Source organism: Alteromonas sp. ASW11-130, from assembly GCF_026183735.1.
Lineage (GTDB): Bacteria > Pseudomonadota > Gammaproteobacteria > Enterobacterales > Alteromonadaceae > Alteromonas.
Map to the genome: position 1 here is coordinate 41684 of NZ_JAPFRE010000023.1, position 18627 is coordinate 60310.

Annotated in this window: 18 protein-coding genes; 14 read left to right on the forward strand and 4 right to left on the reverse strand. The window is 44.9% G+C overall.

Going from position 1 to position 18627, the window contains the following annotated elements; genetic code table 11:
* Positions 1-15 precede the first annotated feature (15 nt).
* A complete protein-coding gene (locus OPS28_RS08195; protein WP_265608972.1) occupies positions 16-1356 on the forward strand; it encodes a HAMP domain-containing sensor histidine kinase in 1341 nt (446 codons plus the stop codon).
* Here the strand turns inward: OPS28_RS08195 and OPS28_RS08200 are convergent.
* Both OPS28_RS08200 and OPS28_RS08205 read right to left on the reverse strand, forming a co-directional pair.
* Positions 1353-1892, reverse strand: a complete 540-nt coding sequence (locus tag OPS28_RS08200) for a DUF3833 domain-containing protein (RefSeq protein WP_265608973.1) — start codon at positions 1890-1892, stop codon at positions 1353-1355. The genes OPS28_RS08195 and OPS28_RS08200 overlap by 4 nt on opposite strands.
* On the reverse strand, positions 1885-2412 hold the full coding sequence (locus OPS28_RS08205) for a chalcone isomerase family protein (protein ID WP_265608974.1): 528 nt from the start codon (positions 2410-2412) through the stop codon (positions 1885-1887). Before OPS28_RS08205 ends, OPS28_RS08200 begins: the two co-directional genes overlap by 8 nt.
* Positions 2413-2528: 116 nt before the next feature.
* Between OPS28_RS08205 and OPS28_RS08210 the strand changes: the two genes are divergently transcribed.
* The 4 genes from OPS28_RS08210 to nspC all read left to right on the forward strand — a co-directional run bounded on the left by OPS28_RS08210 (position 2529) and on the right by nspC (position 6518).
* Positions 2529-3413 carry a 1-aminocyclopropane-1-carboxylate deaminase/D-cysteine desulfhydrase gene (locus tag OPS28_RS08210; RefSeq protein WP_442863979.1) on the forward strand — a complete coding sequence of 295 codons (885 nt, stop codon included), beginning with the start codon at positions 2529-2531 and terminating at the stop codon, positions 3411-3413.
* A 204-nt stretch (positions 3414-3617) separates the two neighbouring features.
* A complete protein-coding gene (locus OPS28_RS08215) occupies positions 3618-4019 on the forward strand; it encodes a hypothetical protein (protein WP_265608976.1) in 402 nt (133 codons plus the stop codon).
* A 131-nt stretch (positions 4020-4150) separates the two neighbouring features.
* Positions 4151-5356 carry a saccharopine dehydrogenase family protein gene (locus OPS28_RS08220; RefSeq protein WP_265608977.1) on the forward strand — a complete coding sequence of 402 codons (1206 nt, stop codon included), beginning with the start codon at positions 4151-4153 and terminating at the stop codon, positions 5354-5356.
* Between the two features lie 31 nt (positions 5357-5387).
* Positions 5388-6518: a carboxynorspermidine decarboxylase gene (gene nspC, locus OPS28_RS08225; RefSeq protein ID WP_265608978.1), complete on the forward strand. Its 1131-nt coding sequence runs from the start codon at positions 5388-5390 to the stop codon at positions 6516-6518.
* A gap of 237 nt (positions 6519-6755) precedes the next feature.
* Here nspC and OPS28_RS08230 read toward each other — a convergent pair whose 3' ends face one another.
* Together OPS28_RS08230 and rsmI are read right to left on the reverse strand one after the other, a co-directional pair.
* Positions 6756-7022, reverse strand: a complete 267-nt coding sequence (locus OPS28_RS08230) for a hypothetical protein (RefSeq protein ID WP_265608979.1) — start codon at positions 7020-7022, stop codon at positions 6756-6758.
* Positions 7023-7063: 41 nt separating this feature from the next.
* On the reverse strand, positions 7064-7906 hold the full coding sequence (gene rsmI, locus OPS28_RS08235; protein WP_265608980.1) for a 16S rRNA (cytidine(1402)-2'-O)-methyltransferase: 843 nt from the start codon (positions 7904-7906) through the stop codon (positions 7064-7066).
* Between the two features lie 151 nt (positions 7907-8057).
* Here rsmI and OPS28_RS08240 point away from each other — a divergent pair, with 151 nt between their 5' ends.
* The 9 genes from OPS28_RS08240 to prpF all read left to right on the forward strand — a co-directional run bounded on the left by OPS28_RS08240 (position 8058) and on the right by prpF (position 18539).
* Positions 8058-10025, forward strand: coding sequence for a penicillin-binding protein activator (locus OPS28_RS08240; protein ID WP_265608981.1), 1968 nt, complete (start codon positions 8058-8060; stop codon positions 10023-10025).
* On the forward strand, positions 10022-10372 hold the full coding sequence (locus tag OPS28_RS08245; RefSeq protein ID WP_265608982.1) for a YraN family protein: 351 nt from the start codon (positions 10022-10024) through the stop codon (positions 10370-10372). The genes OPS28_RS08240 and OPS28_RS08245 overlap by 4 nt, the downstream gene beginning before the upstream one ends.
* A 49-nt stretch (positions 10373-10421) precedes the next feature.
* A complete protein-coding gene (locus OPS28_RS08250; protein ID WP_265608983.1) occupies positions 10422-11015 on the forward strand; it encodes a phosphoheptose isomerase in 594 nt (197 codons plus the stop codon).
* Positions 11015-11608, forward strand: a complete 594-nt coding sequence (gene dolP, locus OPS28_RS08255) for a division/outer membrane stress-associated lipid-binding lipoprotein (protein ID WP_265608984.1) — start codon at positions 11015-11017, stop codon at positions 11606-11608. The genes OPS28_RS08250 and dolP overlap by 1 nt, the downstream gene beginning before the upstream one ends.
* 207 nt (positions 11609-11815) lie before the next feature.
* A complete protein-coding gene (locus OPS28_RS08260) occupies positions 11816-12490 on the forward strand; it encodes a GntR family transcriptional regulator (protein WP_265608989.1) in 675 nt (224 codons plus the stop codon).
* A gap of 10 nt (positions 12491-12500) precedes the next feature.
* Positions 12501-13379 (forward strand): methylisocitrate lyase, encoded by an 879-nt coding sequence (prpB, locus tag OPS28_RS08265; RefSeq protein ID WP_265608985.1) that lies wholly within the window; start codon positions 12501-12503, stop codon positions 13377-13379.
* Positions 13380-13455: 76 nt separating this feature from the next.
* Positions 13456-14580, forward strand: coding sequence for a bifunctional 2-methylcitrate synthase/citrate synthase (gene prpC / locus OPS28_RS08270; RefSeq protein ID WP_265608986.1), 1125 nt, complete (start codon positions 13456-13458; stop codon positions 14578-14580).
* Positions 14581-14657: 77 nt separating this feature from the next.
* Positions 14658-17252, forward strand: coding sequence for a Fe/S-dependent 2-methylisocitrate dehydratase AcnD (acnD, locus tag OPS28_RS08275; RefSeq protein ID WP_265608987.1), 2595 nt, complete (start codon positions 14658-14660; stop codon positions 17250-17252).
* Positions 17253-17360: 108 nt separating this feature from the next.
* On the forward strand, positions 17361-18539 hold the full coding sequence (prpF, locus tag OPS28_RS08280; protein ID WP_265608988.1) for a 2-methylaconitate cis-trans isomerase PrpF: 1179 nt from the start codon (positions 17361-17363) through the stop codon (positions 18537-18539).
* Positions 18540-18627 lie beyond the last annotated feature (88 nt).

The following is an 18627-nucleotide window of genomic DNA, read 5'->3' on the forward strand; positions in this document are numbered from 1 at the left end:
AGGATAGGCGCAATAATGACTGCCCTATCAGTAGCGGCAGTCATCTTCATACTGTATTTTTGGACGTTGGCGAATGATGAAGTGTTTGTCAAAGAAGCCTATGCGGCTTTGGAAAACGAACAATTCACTTTTGGTTCCATCTATCGGTTTGGCGGTCAAGATGCATTGGAGCAGGCTGTTTCAATCAAAGTGAACGTGATGAAAAATCGCACGCTGATTGGCCTGTTCGATAAAAATCTTCAACCTTTGGCGGGCAACCTCTCAAAGTGGCCTGAAGTCAAGCAACAACGAAGTATTTTTCAAGTCAGTAAACGTCTAAACCAATTAATTTCTGAAAACTATGCAGAGAAATTTAACCCCCGTTCTAAGCACTTTTTGGTAACTATCAGAAAATTCAATAAAGACCGCATTTTATTTCTCGCCCGAGATGTCCAACACTTGTATTCTGCGCAATGGATGGGCAGCTACTTTAGCTGGGTGTTTATCGGCTTTTTATTAGCAATTGTTGTATTAAGCTATTTTGTGGCTTGGTACGTGGTAAATCGAATAAATAGAATGGCGTTAACCGCAGATAATATAATGAAGACAGGTAACCTTAAACGCCGACTTCATGTGGACAGCCATTGGGATGACTTAAGTCGACTTGCTATTGTGTTCAATAGAATGTTGACGAAAATCGATGAGTCTTTTACCAATATCAAATCGGTCACTGACAATATAGCTCACGATTTGCGTACCCCCCTTTCCCGATTGCGCACAACCCTTGAAAAAATACCAGAACCCGATCTGCGGAAGAAGAGTCTGCAAGAGACTGATAGCCTGCTTGCAATGTTTAATGGTCTTCTGCGCATAGGTGATATTGAAACCCAACATCAGCGAAGAGCATTTAAGCGCGTGCAATTAGATGTGATTGTCAATGATGTACTTTCGTTGTATCAGCCCATAGCCGAACAAAAGAAAATGAATATTGAGGTGGATGTTGATCCCGTTGTTATCATTGGAGACAGAGATCTTATTTTTCAAGCCATCGCAAACATTATTGATAATTGTATTAAATACGCTGGCGCCAACTCTACTATTAGTGTGGTAGTAAAAGAATATAAACGTTGCGTCGGAATTAGCGTTAACGACTCTGGGCCAGGCGTGTCTAGTGACCAATTCGTCCATTTGGAAAGACGTTTTTACCGGGCGGAAGAAAGTCGCACCTCGTCAGGGAATGGGTTAGGTTTATCGCTGGTAAGGGCGGTAGCCAAACTTCACGACGGTAATTTATGGTTTATAGATAACCCAAAAATGCAGAAAACAGGCTTAGGTGTTACGATCACACTACCAAAAATTAGCACGAAAAACCATTAATCGCGTTGCCGCATAAAGATGGTCACTTCAGCCATGACCAGGCCAAACTTTCTAATATAGGAGCGGTTAATTAGAGTTTGATCATCTATAGCAAAAAACCAATCATCAAACACAACGTTGTAAGTGTCATCCTCAACTGGTAAATCCATTTGATACGTAAAATGGAAGGCATTTCCGTGGGATGTTCCTATTGCATCCCCGGGAATATCGTTTGCTTTACCCGTAAATTTATCTTCACTGATTTTTTTTATGCGCCACGTGCGACTTGTTGGGCCTTTCCCCTGGTGATAGGTAAACGACTCTTCTAGAACCAACTCGGTATCGCGTACACTTCCCTTTATATCTACAGTAAAACGTTGAACAACGTTGCCTGAGCGATTTTGCACAATGCCCCACGCTTTGACGTTGGAATTAAAAAAGGTGAACAGGTCAAGTTCTGGCCCCATTTTTTCGTATTGCTCACCTTCCATCGAACTACCACACCCCTCTATCAACAGAGTAAGAGCCAACAACACGCACAGAAAAGCCTTATTCATTGGATGCCCCTAATAGCTGTTGTCGCAATTTTGGCTCTGAGGTTTTTTCATCTAGCCAAATGGCAAAGAAGCACTGGGTAAACGCCTGATCACTTACCTCAGCGATTTCGTTGCCATTATAATAAAATCGGGTATCCCCCTCTTCTCCTCGCACGCCTGTTAGCACATCCCCCTCATAAACGTCGGGAAAGATACTAGCCATATTACTTTCCCATTTTTTAAAATGAGGAGACTGGCAAAGATGTTGTTCAACCATTTCTTCTATAGAGCGCTTTGCAATCTCTTTGCCTTCAAAATCTCTTCGGTAGACAAGGGTTAACGCAAAGGGTTTGTCATATTGAAACGTCCCTTCAGAAGCATAGAGAAAAGCGTCGTAAATATCCCAAAATAGATAATTTAACGTACCTTTTCCGACTAATTTGGCATTGGGGACGAGTGCGAGTTCCTGTTCAGTTATGTTCGCCGAGCCTGCTGCGAAACATGAAATCGCGCTGCATATGATCAATGTAGATTTCTTCATAGAAAGCTCCTATATGAGAAGATACTCAATACTGCTTTGCTCTGATCATAAGTGTACAATCATTAATGCAAATCAGTGCGATAACCAAAATCTACAAAGTGAGCAAAGTTAAACGCATGATCGAAGAAAAACTAGCGCTTTCAATCCCTTCACCGTGTGAGCCTTTTCAACCAAATTGGAAACATGCGGATAAGTTAAACCTTTTTGTTAAACGAGACGACTTAATTCACCCCGTCATCTCGGGTAACAAATGGCGGAAGCTTAAATATGCAATAGATGAGTTACCCAAACACACCTCACGCGTAGTTAGCTTTGGCGGAGGCTATTCTAATCATTTACATGCACTAAGCTTTGTTTGTAACGAATTAGGCATCCCTTTTACCGCAATAATTAGAGGTGATTATTCCGCCTCTCCCACGCCCATGATTAAAGATCTATTATCGTGGAATAGTGAATTACTGTTTGTGAGTAAAAAAGAGTACCAGCTTCGGGAGTCGAGCGAATACCTTCTGAATATCAAATTACGTTATCCCGATGCCGAAATAATTCCGGAAGGAGGGAAACAGTTAAGTGCATTGAAAGGTGTGGGCGAAATTATTGAGGAACTTACTTTTAAGCCTGATTACGTTTTAGTACCCGTAGGATCGGGTGCCACGCTAGCTGGCCTTATTCCCAAGCTCAGTATTTCCCAACACGCCCTGGGAATTGCAGTATTGAAAGGTAAAGGATACCTGGAAACGGAAGTTGAACGCCTATTACCCTCATCGGCAACCAACTGGAGCATAAACCACGACTATCATCACGGCGGATACGCAAAACGTTCTCCTGAGTTAACCCAATTTTGTCAAACCTTCGCTCAAAATAATACGCTGTTAATTGAACCCGTATATACAGGAAAGTTGTTTTATGCTGCCAAAAAGCTTATTGAAGACAACTACTTCCGTTCAGGCGCTAAGATTCTGATAGTTCATACAGGCGGTTTGCAAGGTGCACGAGATTAATCGTTTTGCCACTAAAAATTAAGATGCATCAACATTGCATTATTTTGTGATCTGTATTAGCGCTAAGGTCGTTCAAACTTTAGCAATAGTACCGTATCCGATATGCGTACTAAATTTGTACGATAATTGTTCAACCATTTAGATTGGCGCTTTTTATAGCTGCCGCTCTCTTCCGTGAGATCCATTTAAAGGAGGGCCGCCACCTTGATCCATTGTCCTGATGACTTGCCCAGGCCATTACAAATTTTGGTGGGTCGCAGTTTGCGTTTGTGCGAAATGATTTTACCTCACACTAAGGTGCTCTACCCTTTCGCGGCCGTTTATGAAGCAGGCCGTGTGGGCTGTCTATTTTCTGATGAAAGCGTACAAATAGAAAGCGAAAAACAATTAATTGAACAATTACAATGGCGGATAATAGACACGACTACCCATACGGATAGTTACAGTGTGCTTGTCTATGCAGTCACGGTACAAACTCAAAATAAAAAAAGAGTTGATGCCATTGCCATTAACGCATCCCCCCCTGATGACGAAGAAACGATCCTGCTTTATCCATTTTTCCGAATTGGTCAACGCATTGTTTTATCGCCTCCCATCCACGGATAGATTTGTTTATTTTTTGGCTGGAATCGTTACGCCCCCGCGTAATCATCTAAAAATAATGTAACTTAGTTTGCCAAATGCGGATTGTCTGCTAGCATTCAGCGCTAATTCTAAATGCCCTGGGAAGGACAATTATGTCTCGAGTATTAATTATCGGAGCTGGCGGTGTGGCCGCCGTAACTGTTAAAAAATGTGCGCGTTTGCCGCAACATTTTGATGAAATCTACCTGGCAAGCCGCACAGTCTCTAAATGTGAAGCATTGCAAAAAGAAGTAGGTGCTGATCGAGTTAAAGCCGTATTCGCTGTCGACGCTGATAATGCGAGTGAAGTAGAAAAGCTCATCAACGAAGTTAAGCCTGATTTGGTGATTAACCTCGCCCTACCTTACCAGGATCTTCCAATTATGGATGCCTGTTTGGCCACCGGTACTGACTATCTGGATACTGCTAATTACGAGCCCAAAGATGTAGCGAAATTTGAATACTCCTGGCAATGGGCGTATCAGGACAAATTTAAGGATGCCGGCATTATGGCATTGCTTGGCAGTGGCTTCGATCCAGGCGTCACTAATGTGTATACCGCCTATGCGGCAAAACACTACTTTGACGAGATCCATTATCTAGATATCGTCGACTGTAATGGCGGCGACCACGGTCAGGCTTTTGCCACTAACTTTAATCCAGAAATTAATATCCGCGAAATCACTCAGCGTGGTCGCTTCTGGGAAAACGGTGAATGGAAAGAAACCGACCCACTAAGTGTTAGAGAAGATTTGGACTATCAAAACATTGGGGTACGTGCCTCATACTTGATGTTTCATGAAGAGCTTGAATCGCTGGTTAAGCACTTCCCCACTTTGAAGCGCGCGCGTTTCTGGATGACATTTGGTGACGCTTACCTAAATCACTTGCGTGTGCTTGAAGGTATTGGCATGACCAGCATTGAGCCCGTTGAATTCCAAGGACAAAAAATTGTTCCTCTTGAATTCCTTAAAGCCGTACTACCTAACCCAGGCTCCTTAGCTGAAGGTTACACGGGCATGACGTGTATAGGCACATATATTACTGGGATTAAAGACGGCAAAGAAAAAACCATTTTTATCTACAATAACTGCGAACATGCCAAGTGCAATGAAGAAGTGGGTGCACAGGCCGTTTCTTACACTACAGGCGTACCGGCAATGATAGGTGCTGCGTTGATGCTCAATGGCACCTGGAAAAAATCAGGGGTATGGAATATGGAGCAATTTGACCCTGATCCGTTCATGGAAATGCTCAATGAGCATGGCTTACCCTGGCACGTTCTTGAATGTGACCAAAGCCCATTTAGTAAAAAGTAAAAAGTAAAAAGTAAAAAGTGGAGTAGCTCGGTTGTCTGATTTAACTAAACGCTCTGATATTCCTTCTCCATGCTATGTGTTGGAGGAGGAAAAACTTGTTCGTAACCTGGAATTAATGAAACGTGTACAGAATGATTCTGGTGTGCGTATCATTTTGGCCTTAAAAGGTTTTTCCATGTGGTCTAGTTTCGACATTATAAAACCGTATCTTCACGGGGCTACAGCTAGTTCTGTGTGGGAGGCCAAGTTAGCCAGTGAAATGGGAAAAGAGGTGCACGCTTATGCACCTGCCTATAAACCAACGGACATTGCGGCGTTAAAGAATCTAGTCAACCATATTTCATTCAACAGTATTGGCCAGTGGCAGCGCTATCAGGCTGATGTAAGTGAATTGTCAGTAGGTTTACGTATAAATCCAGAACATCAAGAAGCCAACACCCCTCTATATGATCCGGCTGCCCCAGGCTCGCGCTTGGGCATTCGCGCCAGTGAGTTGGAGGGCCTTGATCTGGCTGGTATTGAAGGATTTCATTGTCACAATTTGTGCGAGTGCGATTCTTTTGCTACCGAAAGAACACTTAGTGCTATAGAGCAGCGTTTCGCTAAATGGCTACCGCAGCTAAAATGGCTAAACTTAGGCGGTGGCCATCTTATGACTAAAAAGGGTTATAACGTTGAGCATTTAATTAAAACGCTGAAAAGTTTTAAAGATCGTTACCCACACTTAGATGTAATTTTGGAGCCCGGTTCAGCTGTAGCTTGGGATACAGGACCATTAATCGCTGAAGTGGTAGATATTGTGGATAACCAAGGGTCTATTGCTATTCTGGATATTTCCGCCACCGCGCACATGCCTGATGTGTTGGAAATGCCATATCGTCCAACGGTAATGCACAGTGGTGAAGAAGGGGTGAAAGCACATACGTATAAACTTGGTGGAAATTCCTGTTTAGCTGGGGATGTTATTGACAACTATTCATTCGATGACCCCCTTACAATAGGTGATCGTTTGCAGTTTGAAGATATGATGCACTACACCATGGTGAAAACAACCTTCTTCAACGGCGTAGAACATCCTGCTATCGCTATTTTACGCACAGATGGGTCGGTTGATGTAGTACGTCGTTTTAGCTATGAAGATTTTAAATCGCGGTTGTCCTGATCAAAACTTCACGATAGTAATCACCGTCCAGCCGCCGGATGCACTTTAGCGGAAGCTTAGGTTACAAAAAAATCTGGCCCGACGGTCAAAAAGCTAGCCTCTATTGAATATTACGTTGGGGTGAAAAGCCAACGTAATACCCCAGTTATCCGCGTTGGCTAGAGGTTTAACTTTTTTCGTAACTAACCGATCACTATCGCGGATTGGACTAACGTAACTACCAAAGGCCACTATCAGTTAAATTACACTATTTCCTCTGGCAACTTGAGATTCATTCACCTCACCTTCAATCAAGCGTTTTTCATCTAGATAAATAGCGTAACGCGTACCCTTCGGTGCTGAAATACTGTAATTGAACCCGTACATGTTATTTTCACTAAGCTCTACCTGAGCTTCGCGCTGCGGATATATTAATTCATACTGTCCGCTATCTTGTCCTTGAGAAAAGATATCCACGGTCCAGCGGCCATCCTGAATATCAATTTTTAGCGTTGAAACTGTCATATCGTCTCCCATCAGTGGTTTGGTAAACAATACGCATTTTGTCAATGTTCGTTCATTTCCAGCCCAATTTGATAAAGGCGGTTCTTTTTCAAATCATATTGTTGGGCCACAATGGCGGCGGCTTTTTTAAGCGGCAACTCTGTTTGTAACAAAGTAAGTAGTTTAAGCGCCTCCGGAGGGATTTCCGAGGGCGTTGCATCGCAGCCAGCGATTATCAGAACGAATTCTCCTTTCTGATGGGCCGGGTCCTGGCTTAGATAGTCACGTACTTTCTCTACGTTTCCACTTATATAGGTTTCAAATGTTTTACTAATTTCCTTGGCTAGTACGATCTGGCGGCTTGTACCTAAAACTTTTTCTACTACCTCAATAGTTTCCGCAATACGACGAGGGGCTTCGTAAAAAACCGATGTGGCTGTTCGCTTTTGTAAGTTTTCCAGCGCTTGTTCTCTTGCCAACATTTTGACAGGTAAAAAGCCTTCAAATACAAATTTGTCGGTGGGTAGGCCTGATGCGCTTAGAGCAGTTATTGCAGCGCAAGGACCAGGCAATGCCGTCACCACTATTCCTTCTTCTCGACATTTTCTTACTAAAATGAATCCCGGGTCGCTGATTAGGGGCGTGCCAGCATCACTCACTAACGCAACGGACTCACCGTCTAATAAACGCTGACACAGCATTGCTGCCCGTTTATCCTCGTTGTGCTCATGCAAGGAGAGAGTACGCGCGTTAATAGCAAAGTGTTGCAATAATTTATGGGTATGCCGGGTATCTTCAGCTGCAATCCAATCGACTTCTCTTAACGTATCCAGCGCACGCTGTGAGATATCCTGCAAATTACCAATTGGTGTAGGAACAATATAAAGGGTAGCAGATGCTGACATAGTAACCTTATTTCAGTTAGTTAATTGGATCATACATTGTAATCAACCAGTAATTACGACAAAGATGGTACAGTTATCGGTGGCGACCATAGCTTTTCTGGCTGGAATCGTTAAACTTGGCATCGATACGTAAAAACGCAAGGACCCCTGAGTGCATTTACCCCGTATAGTAACGTCGATAAAACCTGCCGTCATCAGCGCTATGCTGGTTTTATTAGCTGCCTGTTCAAGTTCTCCCGTACAGCAGGTGAAAAAGGTGGCTCCCGAGGTCATCTCTCCAGTGGAGCAGGTTAACGCCACATTTACGCCTGAAGAGCTCATAGAGCAAGCCAAAATGGTCTGGCAAAATGAGCAAAATAAAGAGAAGCGGGATGCGCTACTGCTTGACGCGGTGGCTATGTATATCAATCAATTAGATGCATTAAAAGCGCAGGTATTATTAAAAACTATTGAGCGTGGGAGCTTGTCTGACAAATTGAGCGAACGCGCTAATTTGTTAATCGCGCAACTTTATATGAATAGTAGTGAGGCTTCGGCCAGCGAACTGATAACGCTAGTTTCTCCCCTTTCGAATGATGAGACGGTTCGTCAACAACAACGTCAACTGCAAACTGAGCTTTATCTTCGATTACAGGATTGGGCAGCGGCAGCTAATGCGCTTATCCATTCCCAAGCGGCGACTCAGGACACTGTAGCGAAAATATGGGAGTGGACCAACCGCATCCCGAAAGAACAACTGGAAAAAGCCCAACAAGAGTTTCCCAAATTACGACCCTATATTGCATTGCGTGACTTAGTTGCTTCTTATGGGCTGCAACCCAAAAAACTCAGTAAAGATATCACGCAATTTAAACGAGTATTCCGTGGTCACCCTCTTATAGATTATTGGCCAGAAGCAGTCACTAAGGCTACACAGATATCACCGCCTGCGCCCGATAATATTGTGGTATTACTTCCGTTAAGTGGAAGACTTGAAGCAACAGGTAACGCAGTGAAAGAAGGTATTGTCGCCGCGTATTTTGAGCACACCGCCAACTATTCCAATCGCCGAAATGTTCCAACCTTACACTTTGTAGACACCGTCGGTAAATCGGCTATCGACTTGGTCGACGCGATAGGCGAAAGCCGCTGGGTTATCGGGCCGTTAATCAAAGAAACAATAGAATCACTACAAGGAAAACTGCCTCCATCCACAAATATGTTGGCACTTAATCGTATTGATCTAGATAAAACCGCGATGCCGCTTTCCACCGAAGGTTTAACAAACGACCTTACTCGGTCAGCAATAACGACAGATAGTGCGCGTCAACATGTCGGTTCTCATGCAACGGCTTACTTCGCTCTTGCACCAGAAGACGAAGCCGCTCAGCTAGCAGACTTGATATTTTTCAATGGTTATCGAGCGCCCGTAGTTATCACTTCAGACAGTAGTATCTATCAGCGGATGTTAATGTCGTTTAGTAGCCGCTGGGAGGAACTCAATGCGTTACGGAAGGGTCGCAATAAAATTAGTTTAACTAAGGTCACTTACACCGATAACAACTCCCTGAGAGATAGCGTTACCCAGGCGCTGGGTGTGGCTCAAAGTGAGAAGCGTATTAATCAAATTCGTTATATGGTAAACGAAGAATTGTACAATATGCCGCGTAACCGTGAAGACATAGATGCTATCGTCGCCTTTGCCTCCCCTGAACAAACTGAGTTGTTAAATCCCATAATTGAGGCCAGTATTAGTCCATTTTACGGGAAAACAGTGCCCGTATACGCCACCTCACGCTCAATGGAATACGACAGCACAAAGAATCAATGGCGAGATTTACAAAATGTTCGCTTTTTGGACATGCCATGGATGCTTCCGAATAATCCCCGAAAGAGGATGCAAGAAGAAATTAGTAATTTTTGGCAAGATCGCAGCACACAGGAATCAAGACTATTCGCATTTGGCATTGATGCATTCCAACTGTTGCCTAATTTAGCGAGTATGGCCCTACTGCCTCAGGTAGCCGTCTCAGGCTTGACTGGGGAGCTTACAATGAATGAGCAAGGCGAAATTATTAGAACGCTTCCCCAGGCATGGATAAACAATCAAAAAGTGACATTGTTTAAGCAGGCCAAGTGATTAAAACGAAGCAGATAGGCGATAACGCGGAAGATAAAGCCAGATTGTACTTACAGAACCAAGGGCTTACATTTGTGGCAGCGAATATTCATAGTCGGTACGGTGAACTCGACCTAGTTATGAAAGATAAGGCTTACTGGGTAGCGGTAGAGGTTAAATTTCGTCGCTCTACCCTATACGGTAATGCCATGGAATTTGTCACATCAGCAAAGTTAGCAAAAATCAGGCTTACCTTTGAACAATATTTAATTAGGCAGGGTCTTAATCCAGCCAGTACCCCTATGCGAATAGATGTTATCGCTGTAAACTCAACACACCTTGACTGGCTTCAGAATGTAGAGTGCTAAACTCACAATCTTAGCAGCGTGAAAAGTTAGAAATAAACAAGACAAAATTATGATTGAAAATATTAAAGCAAATTTCACCGAAAGCATCCAAACCAAAATAGCGGCTTCAGAAATGTTACCTGAAGCGATAGAAAAAGCAGCGACTATGATGGTTGAAGCCCTCATTCGAGGTAATAAAATACTAAGCTGTGGAAATGGTGGTTCTGCTGGGGACGCTCAGCATTTTTCATCTGAAATGCTAAACCGATACGAACGTGATCGTCCTAGCTTACCGGCCATAGCTCTCTCAACTGACACCTCTACCTTAACTTCAATTGCCAATGACTACAGCTATGATGAAATATTTGCCAAGCAGGTAAGAGCTTTAGGCCAACCGGGTGACATTTTACTGGCTATCTCGACCAGCGGTAACTCTCGTAATGTAATTGCAGCAATGGAAGCAGCGCTTTCCCGCGACATGACTATCGTAGCACTAACCGGTAAAGATGGCGGCGAGATGGCGGGGTTTTTGAACGACCATGATGTCGAAATACGGGTGCCTTCTAACCGCACTGCACGCATTCAGGAAGTGCACTTGCTTGTTATCCATAACTTATGCGAATGTATAGACGATAGCCTGTTTCCCGCCGACCACGAGGAATAATGATGATAAAAAAAGGGGCCAAACGTCTAGTTGCGCTATGCACAGTAATACTATCGATTGTATCTATTCAAGGATGCGCAGTAGTGGCCGTAGGCGCAGCGGGAGTAGCGGCGAAAGTCGCAACTGATAGACGTACAGTGGGCACTCAACTGGACGATCAGACGTCTGAAGGCAAAGTTGCTTTCAACTGGTCACAAAATGACGCGTTAAAGGAACTAACGAATCTTCAGGTGAATGTGTATAACGGGGTTGCTTTATTAACAGGTCAAGCGCCTTCAGCTTCGCTTATAGAAGACGCCTTACGCGCTGCAAAGAAAGTAGATTCAATCAGTAAAATCCACAATCAAATTCGTGTTGGTGAACCCATTGCCGCTACCACTCAAGCGAATGATATCTGGCTTGCTTCTAAAGTTCGCGCACAATTGTTGGCCGACGAGCGCATTCCCGCACTTCAGGTAAAGGTGGTAGTAGAAGACAGTGAAGTATTTCTACTTGGTCGAGTCAATAACCAGGAAGCCACATCAGCGGTGGATATTGCGCGCAACATCACTGGCGTAACACGGGTAGTCAGGGCGTTCCAGATATTACAATAAAGCAGACGGGCTGGAAATTTCGTCATTATCCAGCCCCGCTTGTCGACAATTTACATCTAATTCAACAATAGCCCTTCTGCCAACTTGACTATTTAAAATGGTTAAAAGGTGATTTTAACTTTTAAACAAGCATGATTCCTTAATTTGACATAGTGCCCACCCTTCTTTATATTGTCGACAAAGTTTAGCTTATTGTTGACGTCATTTATGGACTTTACCAGCGAAACAGTCATTACCAGTGCCGATAAAACCTATATACAGCTGCGCAATGATATTGTTGAAGGGCGTATCGCCGCAGGCACCAAACTGAGTGAAGTTGAACTGTCGACAAACTATTCTGTAAGCCGTGCAGTAATCCGGGAAGCCATAAATCGACTGATGGCGTGTCATTTGGTGGAACGAAAAGCTAATGTTGGCGCACGAGTCGTTACGCTTTCCCCAGAAGGGTTAGAGCAGTTATATCAGGTGAGAGAATCACTGGAAGGTATGGCCGCTCGGCTGGCGGCTAAAAATATGACTGATACGGAAGTTCAAAACCTCCAGCAATTACTTGATGCGCATTTTGATAAACAAGTGCAAGCTGGCGAGTCTTATTATCAGGAAGCCGGTGATGTAGATTTTCATTACCGCATTATTCAAGGTAGTAAGAACCAGCATCTAATTTCGGTACTGGTTAATGGCCTTTATCATCTGGTACGTATGTACCGCGTTCAGTTAGGCATGGCAGGACCCCGTGTGACTACTGCATTTGACGAACATTTGCATATTGTAAAAGCCATTGCTAATCGGGACGAAGAACTGGCTGAAATTCTTATGCGACGTCACATACTTTACTCAAAAAATAATATTCAAACTAAACTTCTCAATCATTCAAACCTATAAGGACAATGAAATGAGCCCAGGTAAGAAATTCCGTCAGGCTTTGGCTGACAACACACCGCTTCAAATAGTAGGCACCATTAACGCTTATACGGCCATTATGGCGAAACAAATTGGCCATCAGGCCATTTATCTTTCCGGTGGCGGAGTGGCAAATGCGTCTTACGGGCTTCCTGACTTAGGTATGACGTCTTTGAACGATGTAATAGCGGATGTTCAGCGAATTACTTCCGCCTGTGATCTTCCTCTATTGGTGGATATCGATACCGGTTGGGGAGGCGCGTTTAACATCGCTAAAACTATCAAAGATATGGAAAAAGCAGGCGCCGCAGCAGTGCATATGGAAGACCAGGTGGCCCAGAAGCGCTGTGGTCATCGTCCGAATAAAGAAATTGTTTCGACCGATGAAATGGTTGACCGCATTAAAGCAGCGGTAGATGCCCGCACAGATCCAGACTTTTTCATCATGGCGCGGACTGATGCTTTTGCCCAAGAAGGCCTTGATGCTGCTATCGAGCGTGCGCAAGCGTATGTCGCCGCAGGTGCGGACGGTATCTTTGCAGAGGCGGTACAAACCGAAGAACACTACCGTGCTTTTGCAGAAGCATTGGATGTGCCTATCCTCGCGAACATCACCGAATTCGGTAAAACAGAGTTATGGAATAAAAAAGAATTGGGCGAATGGGGCGTGGCGATGGTCTTGTACCCACTTAGTGCCTTTCGCGCAATGAACAAAGCAGCAGAAATGGTATACACATCTATCCTTGAAAAAGGTGATCAAAAAGCTGTTACCGATATGATGCAAACGCGTATGGAGCTGTACGATTATCTGGGTTACCACGACTACGAAAAGAAATTGGATAGATTGTTTGCGCAAGGTAAGAACAAATAAAAAAGAATAATAATACTGTGCCAATGAAAACGGCGCAGCTAAAGAACTCTACAAAATATTAATCGGAGATTAACTCATGGCAAAACAACTTAGCGGTGCCGGATTGCGCGGCCAGGTAGCGGGAAAAACTGCACTTTCTACTGTTGGACAAACAGGCTCTGGTCTGACTTACCGCGGGTACGACATAAAGGATTTGGCAGATAAATGCCAGTTCGAAGAAGTTGCCTACCTGATTTTAAAAGGTAAATTGCCTAATCAGCAAGAATTGGATGCTTATAAAACAACGCTACAGAAGCTACGTGGCTTACCCCAGGAATTAAAAGACGTTTTAGAACGTATTCCTAAAGATGCCCACCCAATGGACGTGTTACGCACCGGCTGCTCTATGTTGGGTAACTTAGAAACTGAAACCAGCTTTGAACAACAACAGGATGTCACTGACCGAATGCTGGCTTGTTTCCCAAGTATCATTTGTTATTGGTATCGTTTTTCACATGATGGAGTGCGCATTGATGTTGAAACCGACAATGATTCGATCGGTTCGCACTTCTTACACATGCTTCACGGCGAGAGGCCAAGTGAGTTACACGAACAGGTCATGCACGTGTCTTTAATCCTTTACGCCGAGCATGAATTTAACGCGTCGACTTTTACTGCGCGTGTATGTGCGTCTACATTATCCGACATGCATTCTTGCGTAACAGGCGCTATAGGTTCATTACGCGGACCGCTTCACGGTGGTGCAAACGAAGCGGCGATGGATATGATTGAAAAATTCACCTCGCCTGACCATGCAGAAGAAGAGATGATGGGCATGCTCGCTCGTAAAGAAAAAATTATGGGATTTGGTCATGCGATTTATTCTGAATCGGACCCCCGTAATGAAATCATCAAACAATGGTCTGAAAAGCTAGCTAAAGATGTTGGGGATGAGGTGCTTTACCCTGTATCGGTTCGCTGTGAAGAAGTTATGTGGCGTGAAAAGAAATTGTTCTGTAACGCCGATTTCTTCCATGCATCTGCTTACAACTTCATGGGTATCCCGACCAAGTTATTTACACCTATATTCGTAATGTCGCGCTTAACAGGCTGGGCAGCGCACGTAATGGAACAACGTGCAGATAACCGTATTATCCGCCCTTCGGCAGAATACACAGGTGAAGATTTGCGTTCGGTTACGCCCATTGCTGATCGTGACTAGCCTTATCTAAATACGCCAAGACCTCAAGGCCAGACTCATTAATCTGGCCTTCTTCTCATTCGAAACAGGATATCATCATGAACACCGATTACCGCAAACCGCTCCCCGGTGCATCACTGGATTACTTCGATACCCGCGAAGCTGTGGAAGACATTGAACCCGGTTCATACGACAAACTCCCCTATACTGCTAAAGTGCTTGCCGAAAACCTGGTGAGAAAGTGTGATCCTGCAGCGCTTAGCGACTCATTAAAACAAATTATTTATCGTAAGCGGGACCTGGATTTTCCGTGGTTTCCTTCTCGCGTAGTATGCCACGATATTTTAGGGCAAACCGCTTTTGTGGATTTGGCTGGCCTTCGCGATGCTATTGCTGCGAAAGGCGGCGACCCATCTAAAGTTAATCCTGTTGTGCCGACGCAACTTATTGTGGATCACTCGTTAGCAGTTGAACACGCAGGGTTCGAAAAAGACGCGTTCGATAAGAACCGTGCTATTGAAGATCGTCGTAATGATGATCGTTTCCATTTTATCAACTGGACTAAAACTGCATTTAAAAACGTCGATGTGATTGGCCCGGGTAACGGCATCATGCATCAGATTAACCTGGAAAAGATGTCACCGGTGGTGCATGCCAGAGATGGGGTCGCCTTCCCTGACACATTAGTGGGGACAGACAGCCATACCCCCCATGTGGATGCATTAGGCGTAATTGCAGTGGGTGTGGGTGGTCTGGAAGCCGAAAGTGTAATGCTAGGTCGCGCTTCCTACTTGCGCTTACCTGATATTGTAGGAGTGGAGTTAACCGGTAAGCCCCAGCCAGGCATCACCGCAACCGATATTGTATTGGCGCTAACTGAATTCTTGCGTAAAGAGCGTGTAGTCTCTGCTTATCTCGAGTTTTATGGTGAAGGTGCATCTCATCTGACATTGGGTGATCGGGCGACAATCTCTAACATGACGCCTGAATATGGTGCCACGGCAGCGATGTTCTATATTGACGAACAGACCATTGATTATCTGAAGTTAACGGGTCGCGAAGATAAGCAAGTGGCATTAGTAGAGCGCTACGCTAAACAAACCGGGTTATGGGCAGAGGATATGAAATCTGCTGAATACGAGCGCGTACTGACGTTTGATCTATCAAGTGTTGGCCGTAATATGGCCGGTCCTTCTAACCCTCACGCACGCTTGTCCACCAGTGACTTAAGTAGTAAGGGAATAAGCAAGCAAGTCGAGCAGGAAGAAGGAAAAATGCCTGATGGTGCGGTGATTATTGCTGCTATCACCAGCTGTACAAACACCAGTAACCCACGAAATGTCATTGCCGCGGGGTTGATTGCCCGTAACGCTAAGCGTAAAGGTTTGATGCGCAAACCCTGGGTAAAATCTTCATTAGCCCCCGGCTCTAAAGCAGTGCAACTGTACTTAGAGGAAGCCGATTTGATGGATGATTTAGAGAGCTTGGGCTTCGGGATCGTAGGTTTCGCGTGTACAACCTGTAACGGAATGAGTGGCGCGCTTGACCCAGCCATTCAACAAGAAATTATAGAGCGAGATCTTTATTCCACTGCGGTACTTTCTGGCAACCGAAATTTTGACGGTCGTATCCACCCCTATGCGAAACAGGCTTTTCTGGCTTCTCCACCACTCGTAGTGGCATATGCCATTGCCGGCACTATCCGTTTCGATATTGAAAAAGATGTATTAGGCAATGACGAAGAGGGCAACCCTGTTACCTTAAGTGACATTTGGCCTTCCGACGAAGAAATTGATGAAATCGTCAGCAAGCACGTGAAACCTGAGCAGTTCCGCAAGGTTTATGAACCCATGTTTGATTTAAAAGTCGAATATGGTAAAGATTTATCCCCCCTGTATCAGTGGCGTGAGACCAGCACTTATATCCGCCGACCTCCTTACTGGGAAGGTGCGCTGGCAAAAGCGCCTTCATTAAAAGGGATGCGCCCACTTGCCATATTTGGTGACAATATCACTACTGACCATTTATCGCCTTCTAACGCCATTCTGGCATCCAGTGCAGCAGGTGAATATCTGGCGAAAATGGGCTTACCTGAAGAAGATTTCAATTCCTATGCAACTCACCGAGGTGATCACCACACTGCTCAACGCGCCACGTTGGCTAACCCTAAAATCTTTAACGAGATGGTCGTTGAGAATGGCGAGGTGAAGCAAGGTTCTCTGGCCCGTATTGAGCCAGAGGGTGAAGTGGTGCGCATGTGGGAAGCTATTGAAACCTATATGGATCGGGGTCAGCCATTGATCATCATAGCAGGTGCCGATTACGGCCAGGGATCATCGCGTGATTGGGCAGCAAAGGGCGTACGTCTGGCGGGTGTTGAAGTGATTGTGGCTGAAGGCTTTGAGCGTATTCACCGTACCAACCTGATTGGGATGGGCGTTATGCCGCTTGAGTTTAAGGCTGGCACCACGCGTAAGACACTTAATCTTGATGGCACGGAAACGTACGATGTATCAGGTAAACCAGCGCCTGGCGCGACCCTTGATCTGGTAATAAACCGAGCGGATGGTTCGACTGAGACCGTTCCTGTTACCTGTCGATTAGATACAGCCGAAGAAGTCAGTATCTATAGTGCGGGAGGAGTTCTGCAACGTTTCGCCAAAGACTTTCTTGAAGCGGAAGAAAGCGCATAAAGCCTCACCTCGCTAATTAGTTAATGTAAGCCTACAAATACTTTTGCAGGCTTTTGTAATTAAGTGATCTGGCCTAATGGCCAGATGCAAACTTGGAAATTTTTTACTATGGCATTTGCTCCGCAACTTAAAATTCCTGCTACCTATATGCGCGGTGGCACCAGTAAAGGTGTCTTTTTTCACCTGCTAGATTTACCTGAAAAAGCGCAACAACCTGGTAGCTATCGCGATAATTTGTTGCTACGCATTATTGGTAGTCCTGATCCTTATCAAAAGCACACTGACGGTATGGGCGGTGCAACGTCCAGTACCAGTAAAACGGTGATCCTGTCGAAAAGTGAAAAAGAAAATTACGATGTCGACTATCTATTTGGTCAGGTCGCTATTGATAAAGCGCATATAGATTGGAGCGGTAACTGCGGTAACCTTACCGCTGCCGTAGGTGCATTTGCAATCAATAATGGCTTAATTGAACCGTCGCGCATTCCTCGCAATGGCATCGCAGAAGTACGTATCTGGCAAGTCAATATTCAAAAAGCGATTATTGCCCATGTTCCGATTACTAACGGCGAGGTGCAGGAAACGGGCGACTTTGAACTAGATGGCGTCACCTTCCCTGCCGCCGAAGTTAAAATTGAGTTCATCGATCCAGCTGACGGCGAAGGCGCCCTGTTTCCCACCGGAAATCTAGTCGATACATTTGACGTGCCAGGCGTGGGTAGTTTAGAAGCGACATTCATCAATGCAGGGATCCCTACTATCTTTGTTAATGCTAACGCGATTGGTTATAAAGGAACAGAACTGCAGGATGATATTAATAGTGACGCCAATGCGCTCGCGCGCTTTGAGACCATCCGTGCCCATGGGGCAGTTAAGATGGGCCTAATAAAAGATTTGGGCGAAGCGGCCACCCGTCAGCACACTCCTAAGATTGCATTTGTGAGCCCAGCTACGTCTTACACCGCCTCCAGCGGCAAGGAAGTACAGGCCGATGATATCGATTTATGTGTTCGTGCGTTATCCATGGGTAAACTACACCATGCCATGATGGGTACGGCAGCAGTAGCGATTGGTACTGCTGCCGTTATCCCTGGGACGCTGGTTAATAAAGCGGCCGGCGGAGACGTAAGGGAATCAGTGACCTTTGGTCATCCTTCAGGCACGTTACAAGTCGGTGCCGCCGCACAAAAAAATAACGACCAATGGCAAGTGGAAAAGGTCATTATGAGCCGCAGCGCCCGTATCCTTATGGAAGGATGGGTGCGTACTCCACCTGTTGAAGCGTAAACGAAAAAAAATAAAAAGGGGTCAGAGTCTGAGGGATCCCCACGAATTTGATTTCATACGCTTCCAGCCCAGGCCTTGTCTATCAAGG

Coding starts and splice junctions, on each gene's coding strand:
- OPS28_RS08195 (WP_265608972.1), top strand. CDS start 16: ATGACTGCCCTATCAGTAGCGGCAGTCATCTTCATACTGTATTTTTGG.
- OPS28_RS08200 (WP_265608973.1), bottom strand. CDS start 1,892: ATGAATAAGGCTTTTCTGTGCGTGTTGTTGGCTCTTACTCTGTTGATA.
- OPS28_RS08205 (WP_265608974.1), bottom strand. CDS start 2,412: ATGAAGAAATCTACATTGATCATATGCAGCGCGATTTCATGTTTCGCA.
- OPS28_RS08210 (WP_442863979.1), top strand. CDS start 2,529: ATGATCGAAGAAAAACTAGCGCTTTCAATCCCTTCACCGTGTGAGCCT.
- OPS28_RS08220 (WP_265608977.1), top strand. CDS start 4,151: ATGTCTCGAGTATTAATTATCGGAGCTGGCGGTGTGGCCGCCGTAACT.
- OPS28_RS08230 (WP_265608979.1), bottom strand. CDS start 7,022: ATGACAGTTTCAACGCTAAAAATTGATATTCAGGATGGCCGCTGGACC.
- rsmI (WP_265608980.1), bottom strand. CDS start 7,906: ATGTCAGCATCTGCTACCCTTTATATTGTTCCTACACCAATTGGTAAT.
- OPS28_RS08250 (WP_265608983.1), top strand. CDS start 10,422: ATGATTGAAAATATTAAAGCAAATTTCACCGAAAGCATCCAAACCAAA.
- dolP (WP_265608984.1), top strand. CDS start 11,015: ATGATGATAAAAAAAGGGGCCAAACGTCTAGTTGCGCTATGCACAGTA.
- OPS28_RS08260 (WP_265608989.1), top strand. CDS start 11,816: ATGGACTTTACCAGCGAAACAGTCATTACCAGTGCCGATAAAACCTAT.
- prpB (WP_265608985.1), top strand. CDS start 12,501: ATGAGCCCAGGTAAGAAATTCCGTCAGGCTTTGGCTGACAACACACCG.
- prpC (WP_265608986.1), top strand. CDS start 13,456: ATGGCAAAACAACTTAGCGGTGCCGGATTGCGCGGCCAGGTAGCGGGA.
- acnD (WP_265608987.1), top strand. CDS start 14,658: ATGAACACCGATTACCGCAAACCGCTCCCCGGTGCATCACTGGATTAC.
- prpF (WP_265608988.1), top strand. CDS start 17,361: ATGGCATTTGCTCCGCAACTTAAAATTCCTGCTACCTATATGCGCGGT.